This window comes from Ruegeria sp. G2 (assembly GCF_056533505.1).
The window spans coordinates 25,633-42,324 of record NZ_JBQFON010000009.1 but is presented as its reverse complement, the minus strand read 5'-3'; the positions used below and the strand labels follow the sequence as shown (position 1 = coordinate 42,324).

The 16,692-nt window shown below is 56.3% G+C and carries 18 protein-coding genes; 6 read left to right on the top strand and 12 right to left on the bottom strand.

The window, feature by feature from the left end; translation table 11 throughout:
* Positions 1-42 precede the first annotated feature (42 nt).
* On the bottom strand, positions 43-1,062 hold the full coding sequence (locus ACR0DU_RS16135) for a TRAP transporter substrate-binding protein (protein WP_480875959.1): 1,020 nt from the start codon (positions 1,060-1,062) through the stop codon (positions 43-45).
* 200 nt (positions 1,063-1,262) lie between these two features.
* Here ACR0DU_RS16135 and paaG point away from each other — a divergent pair, with 200 nt between their 5' ends.
* From paaG to ACR0DU_RS16110, 5 genes are all read left to right on the top strand, one after another.
* The gene (gene paaG / locus ACR0DU_RS16130) at positions 1,263-2,048 is read left to right on the top strand and encodes a 2-(1,2-epoxy-1,2-dihydrophenyl)acetyl-CoA isomerase PaaG (protein ID WP_480875957.1); all 786 of its coding nucleotides are present in this window, start codon (positions 1,263-1,265) and stop codon (positions 2,046-2,048) included.
* 1 nt (position 2,049) lies between these two features.
* Complete coding sequence (gene paaI, locus ACR0DU_RS16125; protein WP_480875954.1) at positions 2,050-2,478, top strand: hydroxyphenylacetyl-CoA thioesterase PaaI; 429 nt, start codon at positions 2,050-2,052, stop codon at positions 2,476-2,478.
* Between the two features lie 15 nt (positions 2,479-2,493).
* Positions 2,494-3,801, top strand: a complete 1,308-nt coding sequence (paaK, locus tag ACR0DU_RS16120) for a phenylacetate--CoA ligase PaaK (protein WP_170780938.1) — start codon at positions 2,494-2,496, stop codon at positions 3,799-3,801.
* Positions 3,802-3,823: 22 nt separating this feature from the next.
* Positions 3,824-4,420 carry a TetR/AcrR family transcriptional regulator gene (locus tag ACR0DU_RS16115; RefSeq protein WP_170780937.1) on the top strand — a complete coding sequence of 199 codons (597 nt, stop codon included), beginning with the start codon at positions 3,824-3,826 and terminating at the stop codon, positions 4,418-4,420.
* Positions 4,421-4,489: 69 nt separating this feature from the next.
* Positions 4,490-4,702 (top strand): hypothetical protein, encoded by a 213-nt coding sequence (locus ACR0DU_RS16110; protein ID WP_480875950.1) that lies wholly within the window; start codon positions 4,490-4,492, stop codon positions 4,700-4,702.
* A 3-nt stretch (positions 4,703-4,705) separates the two neighbouring features.
* On the opposite strand, the gene ACR0DU_RS16105 is transcribed toward ACR0DU_RS16110, so the two are convergent.
* From ACR0DU_RS16105 to ACR0DU_RS16070, 8 genes are all read right to left on the bottom strand, one after another.
* Entirely contained in the window at positions 4,706-5,464 is a 759-nt protein-coding gene (locus tag ACR0DU_RS16105) for a Phenylacetic acid catabolic protein (RefSeq protein ID WP_029621651.1), read from the bottom strand.
* A gap of 12 nt (positions 5,465-5,476) precedes the next feature.
* Entirely contained in the window at positions 5,477-6,550 is a 1,074-nt protein-coding gene (locus ACR0DU_RS16100; RefSeq protein ID WP_170780935.1) for a 2Fe-2S iron-sulfur cluster-binding protein, read from the bottom strand.
* A 14-nt stretch (positions 6,551-6,564) separates the two neighbouring features.
* On the bottom strand, positions 6,565-7,023 hold the full coding sequence (gene paaD, locus ACR0DU_RS16095) for a 1,2-phenylacetyl-CoA epoxidase subunit PaaD (protein ID WP_010437869.1): 459 nt from the start codon (positions 7,021-7,023) through the stop codon (positions 6,565-6,567).
* A gap of 6 nt (positions 7,024-7,029) precedes the next feature.
* On the bottom strand, positions 7,030-7,788 hold the full coding sequence (paaC, locus tag ACR0DU_RS16090) for a 1,2-phenylacetyl-CoA epoxidase subunit PaaC (protein WP_170775009.1): 759 nt from the start codon (positions 7,786-7,788) through the stop codon (positions 7,030-7,032).
* On the bottom strand, positions 7,788-8,072 hold the full coding sequence (paaB, locus tag ACR0DU_RS16085; RefSeq protein WP_010437865.1) for a 1,2-phenylacetyl-CoA epoxidase subunit PaaB: 285 nt from the start codon (positions 8,070-8,072) through the stop codon (positions 7,788-7,790). The genes paaC and paaB overlap by 1 nt, the downstream gene beginning before the upstream one ends.
* An 18-nt stretch (positions 8,073-8,090) precedes the next feature.
* The gene (gene paaA, locus ACR0DU_RS16080) at positions 8,091-9,083 is read right to left on the bottom strand and encodes a 1,2-phenylacetyl-CoA epoxidase subunit PaaA (RefSeq protein WP_480875945.1); all 993 of its coding nucleotides are present in this window, start codon (positions 9,081-9,083) and stop codon (positions 8,091-8,093) included.
* A 15-nt stretch (positions 9,084-9,098) separates the two neighbouring features.
* The gene (gene pcaF / locus ACR0DU_RS16075) at positions 9,099-10,301 is read right to left on the bottom strand and encodes a 3-oxoadipyl-CoA thiolase (RefSeq protein WP_480875942.1); all 1,203 of its coding nucleotides are present in this window, start codon (positions 10,299-10,301) and stop codon (positions 9,099-9,101) included.
* A 197-nt stretch (positions 10,302-10,498) separates the two neighbouring features.
* Positions 10,499-11,317 (bottom strand): cyclase family protein, encoded by an 819-nt coding sequence (locus tag ACR0DU_RS16070; RefSeq protein WP_319545275.1) that lies wholly within the window; start codon positions 11,315-11,317, stop codon positions 10,499-10,501.
* A gap of 266 nt (positions 11,318-11,583) precedes the next feature.
* Between ACR0DU_RS16070 and ACR0DU_RS16065 the strand changes: the two genes are divergently transcribed.
* Complete coding sequence (locus ACR0DU_RS16065) at positions 11,584-13,677, top strand: 3-hydroxyacyl-CoA dehydrogenase NAD-binding domain-containing protein (protein ID WP_480875939.1); 2,094 nt, start codon at positions 11,584-11,586, stop codon at positions 13,675-13,677.
* A 107-nt stretch (positions 13,678-13,784) separates the two neighbouring features.
* Here ACR0DU_RS16065 and rpe read toward each other — a convergent pair whose 3' ends face one another.
* From rpe to ACR0DU_RS16050, 3 genes are all read right to left on the bottom strand, one after another.
* Positions 13,785-14,474 carry a ribulose-phosphate 3-epimerase gene (rpe, locus tag ACR0DU_RS16060; protein ID WP_480875937.1) on the bottom strand — a complete coding sequence of 230 codons (690 nt, stop codon included), beginning with the start codon at positions 14,472-14,474 and terminating at the stop codon, positions 13,785-13,787.
* A gap of 180 nt (positions 14,475-14,654) precedes the next feature.
* Positions 14,655-16,013 (bottom strand): sensor histidine kinase, encoded by a 1,359-nt coding sequence (locus ACR0DU_RS16055; RefSeq protein ID WP_480875934.1) that lies wholly within the window; start codon positions 16,011-16,013, stop codon positions 14,655-14,657.
* A complete protein-coding gene (locus ACR0DU_RS16050) occupies positions 16,013-16,672 on the bottom strand; it encodes a response regulator transcription factor (RefSeq protein WP_480875932.1) in 660 nt (219 codons plus the stop codon). Before ACR0DU_RS16050 ends, ACR0DU_RS16055 begins: the two co-directional genes overlap by 1 nt.
* Positions 16,673-16,692: the final 20 nt, after the last annotated feature.

The window sequence follows — 16,692 nt, the reverse complement described above, 5'->3', positions numbered from 1 at the left end:
CAGGGTAAGTCAGGGCGGCGCAAAGGCCGCCCTGAAGTTGGATCAGTTCGAGGACATTTCCGATTTGATCATGTCATAGGCGGCCTGAGCGTCGACACCTGTTGCGTCAACCTCGGCGATGACCTTGCCGCGGATGTCTTCGGCAATGGCCGAGAACTTCTCCATATCGGCGTCTGTGGCAGCGTTGATGGCATTACCTTCTGCCGCCTCGGTTGCCTCGCGACCTGTGGCGTCAATCTCATCCCAGATCTTGCCGATCTCACGGCTCAACGGTTCACCGAATACGTTTTCTTCCAGCGCCGCCTGCAGCTCGGCTGGCAGATCTGCGAAGGTGTCTTCGTTCATGATGAAGGCAAACGAGCCACGATAAAGGCCACCGGGCATCTCGTAGACATTCTGTGCAACTTCGGTCAGCTTGAAACCCTTACGCGATTCCAACGGCATGACGACACCGTCAGCGGCTTTCGACGCCAGTGTCTCATAGACCTTCGGGGCCGGAACCTGGATGCCGGTCGCGCCCAGCGCGGCACCAACGTCACCGCCAACACCGCCCGGGATACGTACTTTCAGGCCCGAAACTTCATCCAGAGTGGTGACCGGCGCGCTGGAATGCAGCTGCGCGGGTCCATGTGTGTGCAGGGCGATGACTTTGACACCACGGTGCTCGTCAGCAGCTTTCAGATGCTGGTCATAGGCGCGCCAGTAAGCAACCGAAGCGTCCTCGGCCGAGCCTTCATAGCCTGGCAGTTCGATCAGCTTGGTGGTGACAAAACGCCCGGGCTGATAGCCGTGGAAAATAATCGAGGCATCGGCGGCGCCGTCCATGATCAGATCCATCTGAGCGGGTGGAGGGGCGATACCCAGCTTGAGCTCTGCAGTAACCTGCCCGTCAGTGGCCTCTTCCACCATCTCGACGAACTTGGGCCACATCTTCGCGTTGATGCCGTGGGTGGGTGGGGCCCAGCTGGAAATTGTCAGGGTGTAGTCAGCCGCAAAAGCAATGGTGCCTGACACCGCCAATGTTGCCGAAGCCAGCAGCGTGGTGAGCTTGGTGATTTTCATGACCGGGTCTCCTCCTCAAAAGCGCAAGTCGTGAATGTGTTAATGGTACGTTTTGTAACTATCAACGACGAGAAAAGCAGTTCAGCGCGTAGGCCAGTGGGCATTTCTGATCGCCGAGTCACAAACGGCTATAGAATTTATTGACCAACCGTTCGGTTTATGCAAGAAGTTTGTTGTAACTTATGAAAAGCGAACCGGGCATGTCTGATACGATTATTTCGCAGAATATGGGGCAATGGGTTGAAATCACACTCAATCGCCCAGATCGCCTGAACAGTTTCACGGATGAGATGCACTATGCCTTGCGCGCCTCGCTTGAGGCCGCGCGTGATGGTGGAACCCGCGCTGTGTTGCTGACTGGGGCCGGACGCGGGTTCTGTGCCGGGCAGGATTTGGGGGATCGAAACCCTGCAACGATGGAGGGCCCGCCAGACCTGGGCAACACGGTGCGCACGTTTTATGCACCTCTGGTGCGCCTAATCCGGTCGCTGAATTTCCCCGTCGTCTGCGCCGTCAATGGTGTTGCGGCAGGCGCGGGTGCCAATATCGCCTTGGCATGTGACCTGGTACTGGCCGCCGAATCTGCCAAGTTCATACAGTCGTTTTCCAAAGTGGGACTGATCCCCGATACCGGGGGCAGTTGGCATCTGCCCCACCTGCTAGGTGAGGCACGGGCCAAAGGGCTGGCTTTGACCGGGCAGACATTGCCCGCGCAACAGGCTGCGGATTGGGGACTGATCTGGAAGGCCATCCCTGACGCTGACCTGATGACTGAGGCGCGAGCGATGACGGAACAGTTCGCCAATGGTCCAACGCTGGGACTTGGCTTGACGAAACAGACGATTCAGGCAGCAGCCATGAATTCCCTGACCGACCATCTGGAGGTTGAAGCAGACGCGATGAAAACCTGCGGTGAAAGCGCGGACTATGCTGAAGGTGTCACAGCGTTTCTGGAAAAACGCGCGCCGGTCTTTCGGGGAGAATAAGATGACGCCAAAGGAGCGCGCCCAAAAAGCCGCGGCCGAAATGTGGGGGCGAGACAATGCCTCGAAATGGGCGGGCATGGAATTGGGCGAAGTTGACGAAGGGACCGCGATCCTGATGCTCGCCGTTCAGGACCATCACTGCAATGGGCACGGTATTTGCCATGGCGGTGTAACCTTCATGCTGGCCGACAGTGCCTTTGCCTTTGCCTGCAACAGCCGCAACCAATCGACAGTCGCGCAGCACAATGTGATCAGCTACGTCGCGCCCGCGCGATCCGGTGACTTGCTGACGGCCCGCGCAACGGAACTGAGCCTGACCGGGCGCAGCGGCATCTATGACGTAACCGTAACCAACCAGACCGGCCAGAAGATCGCTGAATTTCGGGGCTTTTCCCGCGCGGTCAAAGGCCCGGTGTTTGACGAGACCTGAGATGAGGGGGATGGCATGAAGGATCTTACTCCGAACAAGGCGGATCTTGATCCGATCGAGATCGCCTCGGTTGATGAAATTCGCAGCTTACAGTTGGATCGGCTTAAATGGTCGCTGCGCCATGCCTACGACAACGTACCTATGTACCGGCAGCGGTTTGATGAGGCCGGGGTGCATCCTGATGACCTGCAATCTCTCAGTGATCTCGCGCGTTTTCCGTTTACCTACAAAAACGATCTGAGGGAAAACTATCCTTTCGGTCTGTTTGCCGTACCGCGTGAGCGGATCATCCGTGTTCACGCTTCGTCAGGAACCACGGGCAAGCCAACCGTGGTGGGCTATACGCAAGGCGATATCGATAATTGGGCCGATCTGGTCGCAAGGTCACTACGTGCCAGCGGGTTGCGCCGGGGTGACATGGTACATAACGCCTATGGCTATGGCCTGTTCACCGGTGGTCTGGGCGCGCACTACGGGATTGAGCGTCTGGGGGCCACAGTTGTGCCGATGAGCGGCGGGCAGACTGCCAAACAGGTTGATCTGATCACCGATTTCAAACCAGACGGGATCATGGTTACGCCATCCTATATGCTAAATATTCTTGAACAGTATCATAAGGTTGGCCTAGATCCGCGCGAATGCTCTCTGGCTGTCGGCGTCTTTGGCGCCGAACCTTGGACAGATTCCATGCGCTCCGAGGTTGAACAGGCCTTCGACATGCACGCTGTCGATATCTACGGCCTGTCCGAGATCATGGGACCAGGCGTCGCCAATGAGTGCGTCGAAACCAAAGACGGACCGGTGATCTGGGAAGATCACTTCTATCCAGAAATCATCGACCCCCAAACCGGTGAGGTCATGCCCGACGGTGAGATCGGTGAACTGGTCTTCACCACGCTGACCAAAGAGGGCCTTCCGATGATCCGCTATCGTACCCGCGACCTGACGCGGCTGTTACCCGGTACGGCGCGGTCGATGCGACGGATGGAAAAGATCACCGGCCGCTCGGACGATATGATCATCCTACGCGGCGTAAACGTCTTCCCCAGCCAGATCGAAGAGCAGGTTTTGGCAACCGGCGGTCTAGCACCCTATTACCAGATCGAACTTTACAAAGCCGGACGGATGGACGCGATGCGCGTACATGTAGAGGCAACGCCGGATGCGGCGGATGAACTGAGCAAAACCGCTGCCGCCCGGATGTTGTCGCGACGGATCAAAGAGGTGGTTGGAATCTCGACCGAGATCGATATAGGCGAGCCGGGCGAGGTCGAACGCTCGCAGGGCAAGGCGCGGCGCGTGATCGACAATCGGGATAGTTAAACAAGAGACGGAGGGTCGGCCCTTGGCGCGGACGATAGCAAAAGACCACGACGATAAGCGGGCTCGTATCCTGAAATCCGCCGCCCGCGTCTTCGCGCAGGAAGGGTTTGACCGGGCGTCGATGTCTCAACTGGCGCGCGAGTGTGGAATATCCAAGGCCAATATCTATCACTATTATGACAGCAAGGACGCGATCCTGTTTGACATACTCGACAGCTATCTACGACAGTTACGCGACCAAATTTGCGGCCTTGATCTTGAGAGGCAGGCCCCTGCGGACCGCCTGAGACGGGTGCTGCAGGAAATCCTGCTGGCCTATCAGGGCGTGGATGATGAGCATCGTGTGCAAACCAGCGGCATGTCCGCCTTGCCCGAGGAGCAGCAGAAACTGCTGCGTGGCTATCAGCGGGATCTGGTGGAGTTTGTCAGCGACATCATCGCCGGCGTTGCGCCCCAAACTTTCACGAACGACACCGCCAAGCTTCGGGCGACCACGATGTCCGTTTTCGGGATGTTGAACTGGTTCTATATGTGGAACGCAGGCGCAGATGCCGAGGCGCGTAGTGACTACGCTGCGCTGGTAAGCAATCTGACTTTGTTCGGCGTTGACGGTCTCTGACGCTCGGCTGGCACAGAGTTGATTTGGCTCAGTCACTCAAATGGGTTTGAATGGGGGCGGAGGTCGCCCATGCAACGCCCTGATCGTTTCGACAAATTCTATTTCGCCAAAGTGGGTTTGGGCGAAGCCTGTGGTTGCGCCGAACGCGTGATTGATGTGTTTGAATTCAACCGGAAGGCTGGCGCGCAGACACAATCAGCGAAGAAGGACCGACGCAAACGGCGATCTCTGCGTGGGTTGGCCGTGAAATACGGATTGCTCAGCCGCAAGCGTCAGCCCTGAAGGTCAGGGCGCTTTTAGCCCCAGATTCGCTACCTGCTCAGTCGCCTTCGCCACCCACTGATCTTTCATCTCGGCTCCGGTCAGTTGTCGTAGCCCCAGCTTGCGCAGCGTCTCGATTTTCTCCGCACCCCCGGCCCCAAAACTGGCCGCCACGCGGGGCCACCAATAGTCAATTGACGCCTGCATCTCGGCAGCCTTCCCCTGTTCGATCAGCTTGAGCGCGCCTTCAAGGGCCAGTTCTCCATGGCGCGCCTCGATCGGAGCGATATCCCGGAAGGCTTCGGCTAGAGGTTGATAAGATATCTGAGAGAATTGAGCGAGTTGAACTGCAACCGCCTGGCTCATCAGCAGGTTCATCACCACAGCGTCCTCCCACCCTTCGATGGGATAGTTGAACACCGCAAGTCGCATATCATGTTCAGACCGGGTGGCCCCAATATCTGCATCGCGATCCAGACGCGTGGTCCAGGGGTGATGGTTTGCATAGCGATCAGTGTTAGCCCCGAACTCGCCCATGATTTTCAGCACACGATCCGCATTGTCGGTCTTTTCCAACACAATCTTTGCAGCCGCGATGCGTTCCTTGATGCCGGGTCCCTGATTGATGATGTCGGCAAAACCCGCAGCACCTGCCAGCTCACTATCCACGAAGGTCGCCATTAACTTCATAAGTTCTGCGCGATAGCGTGGCGGAACATTGGTTGGATTGCTCAGGACGCCACCGGCGGCCAGATAGCTCTCGATTGTCATGTCTTCAGCCATCATTCCCTCCGTCTACTGATCGTAGTCCACGACCACGGTGTCGGTCAGCGGATAAGCCTGACAGCTCAGGACGTATCCTTTTTCGACCTCGTAATCTTCCAATGCGTGATTGGCGACCATCTCAACATCGCCCTCGAGCACACGGCAACGACAGGTCGAGCACACCCCAGCTTTGCAGGCGTAAGGCGCGTCCATCGCATTCTCTAACGCGGCATCAAGAATCGATTGATCCTTGGGCATGGTGATTGACTGCGTTGCCCCGTCCATTGTGATCGAGGCCTTGGTCTGGTTGGCCTGAGACGCCGTGTCCGCACCACTTACCTTGCGCTTGGCCCGACCGGGTTGGGCGCTGGCGAAAAGCTCGAATTTGATTTGTCCATCATCCAGCCCATGTGCACGCAGGGCAGAAGCGATGCCCAGCATCATGGGCTCGGGGCCGCAAATAAAGGCTGTGTCGACATTCTTGATGTCGATCCAGTGTTCGAACAGGTCGGCACATTTCTCTTGCGTGACCAAACCGGTGAACAACTCGATTTCCTGCGCATCCGTTTCCAGAATGTGGATCACGTTCAAGCGCCCCATATAGAGGTTCTTGAGATCCTCAAGTTCCTCTCGGAACATGATCGTGTTTACGCCCTTGTTGGCATAGACCAATGTGAAGCGTGAATGCGGCTCCCGGGCGAGCGTGGTTTTCAGGATCGACAGAACCGGGGTGATACCTGACCCACCAGCAAAGCCCAGATACTGCTTTTCGGCGGACGGATCGATCGCGGTGTGAAAGCTACCCATCGGCGGCATCGCCTGAACCGTGTCGCCCACCTTCAGGTCAGTGTTGGCCCAGGTTGAGAACGCGCCGCCATCGACGCGCTTGATGCCGACCTGCAGAATGCCTTCATCCTTACCAGCGCAGATGGAGTATGATCGGCGCAACTCTTCCCCGTCGAAATCGCGACGGAAGGTCAGGTATTGGCCTTGGGTGAAATCGAATTCCTCAGCCGAGCCGTTCACCGGTTTCAACGTCACCACCACCGCGTCGCGGATGGTTTTGTGAATGTCGGTGACTTCCAGATCGTGAAAGCGTGCCATCCGGTGATCCTCCCTCAGATGCACTTGAAATAGTCAAAAGGTTCCAAACAGTCGGTACAGCGCCAATGGGCCTTACACGGGGTCGAGCCGAATTGGCTGACCTTCTCGACCGCTTTGCTGCCACAAAGTGGGCAACGTTCGGGTCCGCCAGCGGGCTGGGGCGGAGCGATGCCGTATTCCTCAAGCCGAGCACGGCCCTTGTCGCTGAGCCAATCGGTGGTCCACGCGGGCGCAATGCTTGTTTCGATCCGCAAATCGTCAATCCCGTGATCACGCAACGCGGTTTCGATATCCATGCTGATCACCGAAGTCGCCGGGCAGCCCGAATAAGTCGGGGTAACTGTGACCAACAACGTGTCATCGTCCCACTGCACATCACGCACAATGCCCAGATCGACGACCGAGATCACTGGGATCTCGGGGTCGGGAACAGCGTCCAGCCACTCCCATACCTGATCAGTCGAGGCCCTCATGCGCTCTTACCAAGAGGCGCCGGGATAGGCGCGTTGAAGCCACTGCATCTGTGTCAGTAAATGGCCCAGATGTTCGGTATGCATACGCCCGTCACGCCCACCTTTATGGGCAAAGCGGCTTTCGGGAATGGTCAGCGTTGCCTCGCTCAGAACCCGCATGATCAGAGCGTCATATTCTGCTCGCAGAGATGCCGGGTTCGGAGCAATCCCCGCCGCAACCATCTCAGCATCAACATCATCGCTGGCAAACATCTCGCCTACATAGGGCCAGAGATAATCCAGCGCCTCCTGCATCCGGGTGTGGCTTTCCTCGGTTCCATCGCCGAGCCCCACAACCGTATCGCCAGAGCGTTCGAGGTGATAGGTGACCTCTTTGCTGGCCTTGGCAGCAATCGCCGCGACCCGCTCGTCGGATGATTTCATTAATCGCCCCAGCATGATCGAATGCCACGCATCGAACAGGAACTGGCGCATCAGAGTGCGCCCGAAATCGCCATTCGGGACCTCGACCAGCAACACATTACGAAAGTCCCATGCGTCGCGCAAAAAGGCCAGGTCATCGGCGCTTTTGCCGCCGTCGATCTCACCGGCGAGGCCCAACCACATCTGGGTCTGACCGATCAGGTCCAACGCAGTGTTGGCCAGAGCGATATCCTCCTCCAGCACCGGCGCGTGGCCGCACCATTCGCTAACGCGATGGCCGAGGATCAGGGTATTATCCCCCATCCGCAGCAGAAACTGCAGGAATGCTTCGTCCCGGGTCATCACATTGCCCCCACTTCATCGGGAATGTCGAAAAAGGTCGGGTGGCGGTACACTTTGCTCTCACTGGGCTCGTAAAGCGGGCCTTTGTCGCTAGGCGAAGAGGCCGAAATGTTGTTGGCCTCGACCACCCAGATCGACACGCCTTCGTTGCGGCGGGTATAGACGTCGCGCGCATTCTTGATTGCCATCTCCGCGTCAGGCGCATGCAGCGAGCCGACGTGACGGTGGCTCATCCCATGCTGACCACGGATGAAGATTTCCCACAGGGGCCATTCATTGTTCATTTGGTATCCTCCTTGGGTTTACTCTGCGGCCAGATTTCGTGTTCGTTTCTTGCGGGCATGGGCCAAAAACCCGTCGCGCACCCATTTTCCATCGTCCCACGCCTTGTTACGCGCGGCCAAACGATCGACATTGCAGGGGCCGTTGCCTTTGATCACATCGAAGAATTCGGACCAGTCCGGGTCGGTGTAGTCGTAGTGGCCCCGCTCTTCGTTCCACTTCAGGTCGGGGTCGGGAATGCTCAGGCCGAGATACTCGGCCTGCGGCACGGTCTGATCCACGAATTTCTGGCGCAGCTCGTCATTGGTATTGATCTTGATCTTCCAAGCCATAGATTGCGCTGAATGCACGCTTTCCTTGTCGGAAGGTCCAAACATCATCAGCGACGGATACCAGAGCCGGTTCAATGCATCCTGCGCCATCTTGCGCTGTTCTGGCGTGCCTTCTGCCATCTTGCGGATCGCATCATAGCCCTGACGCTGGTGAAAACTCTCTTCCTTGCAGATGCGGATCATAGCGCGCGAATAGGGGCCAAAAGACGTCCGCTGCAGCGGAACCTGGTTCATGATCGCCGCACCATCGACCAGCCATCCGACCGCGCCGATATCGGCCCAGTTCAATGTCGGGTAGTTGAAGATCGACGAATACTTCATGCGGCCATCCAACAGCATCTCGGTGATCTCGTCCCGGCTGACGCCCAGCGTTTCGGCCGCACAATAGAGATACAGCCCATGCCCGGCCTCATCCTGCACTTTGGCCAATAGGATCGCCTTACGCTCCAGCGTTGGAGCGCGCGTGATCCAGTTGCCTTCGGGTAACTGGCCGACAATCTCGGAATGCGCGTGCTGGCCAATCTGACGGATAAGGGTCGCGCGATAGTCATCGGGCATCCAGTCTTTGGGCTCGATTTTGATATCGGCGTCAATCTTGTCCTGAAAGGTGCGCTCCTGCTCGGTCATCTCCTCGCGGGATTTCACGCCTGTTCCGGCTGTCTTGATCATCTGAGCGTACATGTGAGGTCTCCTCCCTTACACGCGTTCAAGAATAAGTGCGGCACCCTGCCCTACCCCGACGCACATGGTACACAGCGCATAGCGCCCGCCCGTGCGGCGCAGTTGATAAGCAGCGGTCATAACCAACCTTGCGCCGCTCATCCCAAGCGGATGCCCGATCGCAATGGCGCCTCCGTTCGGATTTACATGGGGCGCATCATCGGGCACCCCCAGTTCACGAAGCGTGGCAAGGCCTTGCGAGGCAAATGCCTCATTCAATTCTATCACATCCATCTGATCGATGCTGAGACCCGCGCGGGCCAGTACCTTGCGGCTGGCTGGAACAGGGCCGATGCCCATCACGCGCGGTTCGACCCCGGCAACGGACATTCCGACAACGCGGGCAATTGGGGTCAGATCGTTCTTCGCCGCTGCGGATTCATTCGCCATCAAGATCGCCGCCGCGCCGTCGTTTACGCCCGAAGCGTTCCCAGCCGTGACGGTCTTATCCAACCCGTTGATGCCCTTCAGGCCCGACAGTTTCTCGGCTGTGGTTCCAGGACGCGGATGTTCATCCGTGTCGACCACCACAGGATCGCCCTTACGTTGCGGGATTGTGACCGGGGTGATCTCCTCCTGAAACACCCCGGTCTGGTGCGCCGCGGCCCAGCGGGCCTGGCTGCGTTCGGCAAACGCATCCTGATCGGAGCGGTTGATACCGTAAGCTTCCGCTACGTTATCTGCTGTTTCGGGCATCGAGTCGATACCAAATTCCTGCTTCATCTTGGGATTCACAAAACGCCAGCCGATCGTTGTGTCGTAGACTGAATTCGCGCGCGAGAAGGCGGACGTCGCTTTGGGCATCACAAATGGTGCGCGCGACATGCTTTCAACACCCCCGGCGATGGCCATGTCATAGTCCCCGGCGCGGATCGCGCGGGCCGCCATACCCACGGCATCCATCCCAGAAGCACAAAGTCGGTTGATGGTCGTTCCAGGCACATCCACCGGCAGCCCCGCCAGCAACGCCGCCATGCGCGCCACGTTGCGGTTGCTTTCCCCAGCCTGATTGGCGTCGCCGTAGATCACGTCGTCTATGCCTGTCCAATCAACCTGAGGGTTTCGCGCTATCAGCGCAGCAATCGGGATCGCTGCCAAATCATCCGTGCGAACTTGGCTGAGGCTGCCGCCATACCGTCCGATTGGTGTGCGCTGCGCGTCGCAGATAAAGGCGTCCATTGGGCGAGGGCTCCGAGAATTATATCGCGTGATTAAGTGACCGATAGGTCGGTTAATAAGCAACACCGCGATTCGCAGCAAGTAAAATGTAACATGATTTTAAGTTTTAGAGGATAATGGTAACATATTAGGGCTCCTAAATTATTAAAGCCCGCAGATTTGCGGGCTTCAATAATTGGCATGAATGACGACGAAATTCAGACCATCGCAAATATGCGGGCCGGACCGCCAGACCCCCCGCGATGAGCTGGCGCACCCACAATCAATGTCGCTCCACTGGCTGGCACTTTGTCCAGGTTTGCAAGATTTTCGATGCCATACCTGTTCGTAGGTAGCCACGCGTAGTGAGTAGCAAAATCGGCTGATGGTCCGTGATCGAGGGATAGGGAATCCACCGCCAAGGCAACAGCGCCTGTGCCATCCATCAGCATCTGTGCGGCTTCGACATGGAAACCCGGAAAGTGCATTTTGCCTTCGGCGTCTGCGTTGCGGAAGTCTGGCGTTGCGGATTTAGCTCCCCACCCTGAATGCATCGCGACGCAAGCGCCGTCTGGGATCGGACCGTTTGCAGAAATCCAGGCCTCAAGATCGTCAGGCGTAACCTGAGCATCCGCATCCTCTGCTGCCCGCGCAGCGATATCAATTACGCAAAGTGGACATACCAGATTGGATACAGGAATTTCATCAACCGACTGACCATCGGCCGAGAAATGTAGCGGCGCATCGATATGCGTGCCTGTGTGTTCGTTTACAGCGAGATTGAACAGATTGAAACCGTGGTCCTTGAAGTTGAAGGCTTGAGTTGCCTCGATTCCGGGTTCACCAAAATAGGTCGGAAAATCGGCATCATATATATGTGTCATGTCTACGACTTCGCCATGGCCCATCGCCATTGCAGGTGTCGTCGCAGCTGAGCTTAGTGCGGTTCCAGCCGCCATTGCAGCCCCGGCTTTGAAGAAAGAACGCCGAGATAGCATCCGATCTTTTACCGCATTCATTACGCAAACATCACACATCTTGTAGCTCCCTTATTAAATGACACCGACAGCGGAATACTGCCCGACATGCTTGACTGAGTCCAATTCAGCCCCCTTGAGTTCAGTTTAGCCCAACGCTGATGATGTGCGTTTCACATGTTCGTAACGCTGCGACCGTAGCACAAAAACCGAACGGTTGGTCGATTATAGGGTTGAATACTGTCTCAGTACGGTTCAGTCTCTGGCTGCGTGGCAAATCGGGTTGACTGGACCACAACGCATATCTTTTCGGGAGGCAGGAACAAATGTCCCAGGTTATTGGCTATGAAAAAGTAGGCGACATCGCGGTTTTGTCGGCGAATAACCCGCCGGTAAATGCTCTGGGTGCAGAAGTACGCCAAGGCCTCCTGTCAGGGATCGAGCGTGCTGAAGCTGATGGCGTACGGGCCGTTTTGATTTACGGTAAAGGGCGGACCTATTTTGCCGGCGCTGATATTCGCGAATTCGGCAGGCCACCACAGGATCCTTGGTTACCCGCGCTCTGCGATCGCATTGAAGCATCACCGCTTCTGGTGGTTTCATCTTTACACGGAACAGCCCTTGGCGGCGGGCTTGAGGTTGCCCTGTCCTGTCACTACCGTATTGCGACCCCATTAACAAAAGTCGGACTGCCCGAGGTCAACCTTGGCATCATCCCCGGCGCGGGTGGAACCCAACGATTGCCACGGGTCGCTGGCGTCGAGGCCGCATTGGAAATGATAACGACGGGCCGCCATGTGCAGGCCTCTGAAGCGTTACAGATGGGCGTGCTGGACAAGGTGCTGGACGGAGATCCGCGCGAGATTGGGTTGGCCTTCGTACGAAATCTACTTGAAACGGGCGCACCGCGCCGACCTGTCTGCGAAATGGCTAAACCAACGCCGATCGACTTTGACGCGACCTATGATGCCGTATTGAAGAAAGGACGGGGGCAGCTGTCGCCTGCGATTGCCGTGCGTGCTGTGCAAGCCAGCTGTGAAGCCCATGATTTTGCAGCAGGACAGGCTCGCGAACGGGAACTGTTCACCGAGCTGATGGCGTCAGATCAGCGTAAAGGACTGATCCATGCCTTCTTTGCTGAGCGCGCTGTCTCCAAACTCCCGGAACTGCAAGGGATCAACCCCCGCGAGCTTCATCAGATAGGTGTTGTCGGAGGGGGTACGATGGGCGCAGGCATCGCCACATCCGCTCTGCTGGCGGGGCTTTCGGTTGTATTGCTTGAAATGTCGGTGGACGCAGCCAAGGCTGCAAAAGACCGGATCGCAGCAAATCTGGCGGGTGCTGTGAAACGGGGAAAGCTGAGCCCAGACGCGCAAGTGGAAATTCTGGAGAACAGGATAACCCTGTCCACGGACTATGATGGGCTGAGTGGCGTTGATTTGGTGATAGAAGCCGTTTTTGAGGATATGGAGATCAAGAAACAGGTTTTTGCAAAACTGGATGCGACCTGTAAATCCGGTGCCGTGCTGGCAACAAATACCTCATATCTCGACCTGAACGAAATTGCAGCATCCACAGGCAGGTCCAGTGACGTGATCGGTCTGCACTTTTTCTCACCTGCACATGTGATGAAACTGCTTGAGATCGTTGTTGCGGACCACACTGCGCCCGAAGTTATTGCGACAGGATTTGCTTTGGGCAAACGGTTAGGGAAAGTGTCCGTCAGGGCTGGCGTATGCGACGGTTTCATCGGTAACCGTATTCTCAACGCCTACCGAACCTGCGCGGATCACATGGTTCTGGATGGGGCAAGCCCTTTTCAGATTGATGCCGCGTTGACCGGATTTGGATTTGCAATGGGGCCATTTGCGGTATCCGACCTTGCCGGGCTAGACATCGGTTGGGCCGCGCGCAAACGCAAACGGGCTGCGGGCCTGGATCCGCGTGTGCGTGACAGCTTCTATGCCGATAAACTATGCGAAGCAGGGCATTTTGGTCAAAAGACCGGCAAAGGTTATTATGCCTACGAGCAGGGGAATCGAAACAGAAGGCCCAACCCTGAAGTCATGCCTTTGATCGAAGCCGAGCGTGCCGCCAAAGGTATCTCTCCACGAGAGTTCACCGACGAAGAGATCGTGCGTCGTTATATGATCGCGATGGTGAATGAGGCGGCAAAGGTAGTTGGTGAGGGGATCGCCCGCAGACCACTGGATGTGGATATCACGCTGCTTTATGGTTATGGATTTCCACGATATTGGGGCGGACCATTGAAATGGGCAGACATGCAGGGACTGTCAAACGTGGTGGATGACATTCGCCGATGGTGTGGAGAAGATCCATATTATTGGCAGCCCGCGCCTTTGCTTGAACAACTGGCAACCGAAGGTCGTTGTTTTGACGATCTCAACAAAGCAAGTTGAGATCCAGGCCTCCTTGCCCGCCAGATATTGAAATTGCCAATGTTGCCGGGCGGAGCAAGAGAAGGCGTTTCCAAAGAAACGCCAATACCTGACAGGTGCGTTTGGGATTAGTTCAGTACACCTTCAGCAGCTGCGCGAACTGCACGAATATTGTCGCCATAAACAGACGGATTTGAAACTGACCCGCCCTTGAAAACAGCCGAGCCAGCGACCAGCACATCTGCACCGGCGGCTGCAACCAGAGGTGCGGTGCTGGGATCGACACCACCATCTATTTCGATATGCACCGGGCGGTCACCAATCATCTGACGCAAACGGCGCACCTTGGCGGTCATATCAATGAACTTTTGCCCGCCAAAACCGGGGTTGACGGTCATAACACAAACCAGATCGGTCAAATCCAGCAGATGCTCTACCGCCTCAGCAGGTGTTCCCGGGTTCAAGGCAATACCTGCTTTCATCCCGGCGGCGCGAGTGGCCTGTAACGTGCGATGCGAGTGCGGCCCGGCCTCAACATGGGCTGTGAGCACATCAGCCCCAGCATCGGCATAAGCCTGAATGTATGGATCGACCGGTGAGATCATCAGATGCACATCCATAACCGTCTTCACATGTGGTCGGAATGCTTTGACCGCCGGGGGGCCAAATGTGAGGTTGGGCACAAAATGCCCATCCATAACATCCACATGAACCCAATCGGCGCCTTGCGTTTCAATGGCCTGAATCTCTTGTCCGAAGTTTGCGAAATCTGCCGACAGGATCGACGGTGCGATCTTGATGGAACGGTCAAAGTTCATGGCGGGCCTCATGTGGATATGCAGTTGCGAGGGGATATATCTGTGATGGGCAAGGAGCGGTAGACCCGAGATACGAAAATCTTACCAGTCTCCCCTAACCTACCGCCGCTCATCCAAGCCTCGGTACAAGTATCTTATTTATCGAGAGCGCGAGTGGGATTTCATACCTGAAAGTGAAAGCTATATGCGACTCAAATGTCGGTCGTCCTTCCGTTCAGGTATCAGTATTTCGCAACCAAGACCGCCGAGGCGTTCCGAAACGCCAAGTTTAAGCGTACCACCATAAGCCTTCAGCAGATCGACAGTAATAGCCAATCCCAAACCAGTCCCGCTGACAGAGGTATCCAGGCGCTCGCCAGATCGTAGCACGGCTGATTGCGCCTCTTCTGGAATGCCGGGTCCATCATCCTCAATACAGATTTTTATGTTGCGCCCATCACGATGTGCCGAGATATGAATTGTCGTTCGGCACCACTTGAGGGCATTGTCGAGAAGGTTACCCAACACCTCTTCAATGTCCTGAGTGTCGATGCTGACCCAAAGACCGGCTTGGTAGTCTGAAGTTAGAGATTTGCCTTCGCGCTCTGCCATAATTGAAAAAAATTTAGACAGCCTCTCGACCGAATTCGAGATATCCGTTCGCGAATGGGTCAATTCGGCGGTATTTGACGCACGCATGCGTGCAAGCGCTCGACCAAGTTGGGAATCTATACGTGCCAGCGCCTCTTCCGCGGGCCCGGTATCGGATCCGGATTCCGACAAGTTCAACAACTCGTTTCGGAGAATCGATGTTGGCGTCTTAAGTGCATGGGCCAGATCTGCGGCCTGACGTCGAGAACTCGAAACGATCTCGCGATTTCGGTGTAACAGCTGATTGAGGTCTTCCACAAGCGGCGATACTTCTTCAGGATAATCATCCGGCTTCAGGTCGTCTCCGTTATCCCAGCGATGGGCAACATCAGCACGCAATTTCCTGAGCGGGCCAATGACCGCAGACATCAACAAAAGAGAGCCCGCAACACCAATCAGCCCAACCAGCCCAAAGACTGGAAGCAGGTTTGATTGTGCAGCCCGGCGTTCGCTTAGCAGTTCAAGCCTACTTTCCGCAACGCTCACGCCCCATTCCGTTCCGTCTTCAAAGGTGATTTTCTGATAAATGCTGCGAATAGCTTCATCGTCTGGTCCCAGCGTGTTCCAAATGGTTGCTTCGTTGCCAGTACGCGTGGGCTCTGCGATCGTTTCGTCGAACAATGAGGCCGATGTATAGATGTCGCCTTTGTTATTCGTCACCTGCCAATATCTGCCTGAATAAGGCGTACCATATGCGGGGTCGAATATCAGCTCTCTCAGGACATCCGGAGTGTCGGTGGTGACACTTAGTCCGACAACTAACTGAGTGTGACGGTCGCGTAACGTTTCATCAAACTGCTGGAGCACCCTCGTATTAATGTAGGAGAAAACGACCAACGTTCCGACACCTACCGACACTGTGGCAGACGCCAGCCCACTAAGTAGGGCGCGATGGCGCAGCGATAGCATCAGGCGGAATCGATCATATAGCCGCGTCCTCTGACCGTAGTGATGAGATCAGGCCCCAATTTCTTGCGTAGCCGGGTAATGAATACGGCGATAGTGTTGGAATCTCGGTCACCGTCGTATTCGTATATATGTTCCGATAATTCGGTTCTGGAAACCATGCGCCCCAAGTTGTGTGCAAGGTAGGTGAGAACCGCGATCTCCTGCGCGGTTAGATCAACCGGAATCCCCGCGACACTGACCCGCCCGTTCCTGGTATCCAGCGAGACGTCTCCCATTTCGATAACCGGATTGAGCTGACCACTCTGCCTGCGCAGAATTGCCCGCACACGCGCGGCCAGTTCCGGCATGTGAAACGGTTTGGTCATGTAATCGTCCGCGCCCGCATCAAGACCATCGACACGCTCGCTCCAACCGTCACGGGCCGTCAGTATCAATACCGGTGTCTTAACACCTGAGCTGCGCCATTCACGCAAAACGGAAATTCCATCCCGTTCAGGCAACCCAATGTCGAGTATGATCATGTCATATGGTTCGGTCGCGCCCATATGAAGAGCGTCCGTTCCGTTATGGGCCACATCCACCACATGACCCTCGACCCCCAGAAGTTTTTTAATCTGTTCGCAGAGCTGGGGTTCGTCTTCAGCCAGAAGTATTCTCATATCTTAAAACTACAGGCACA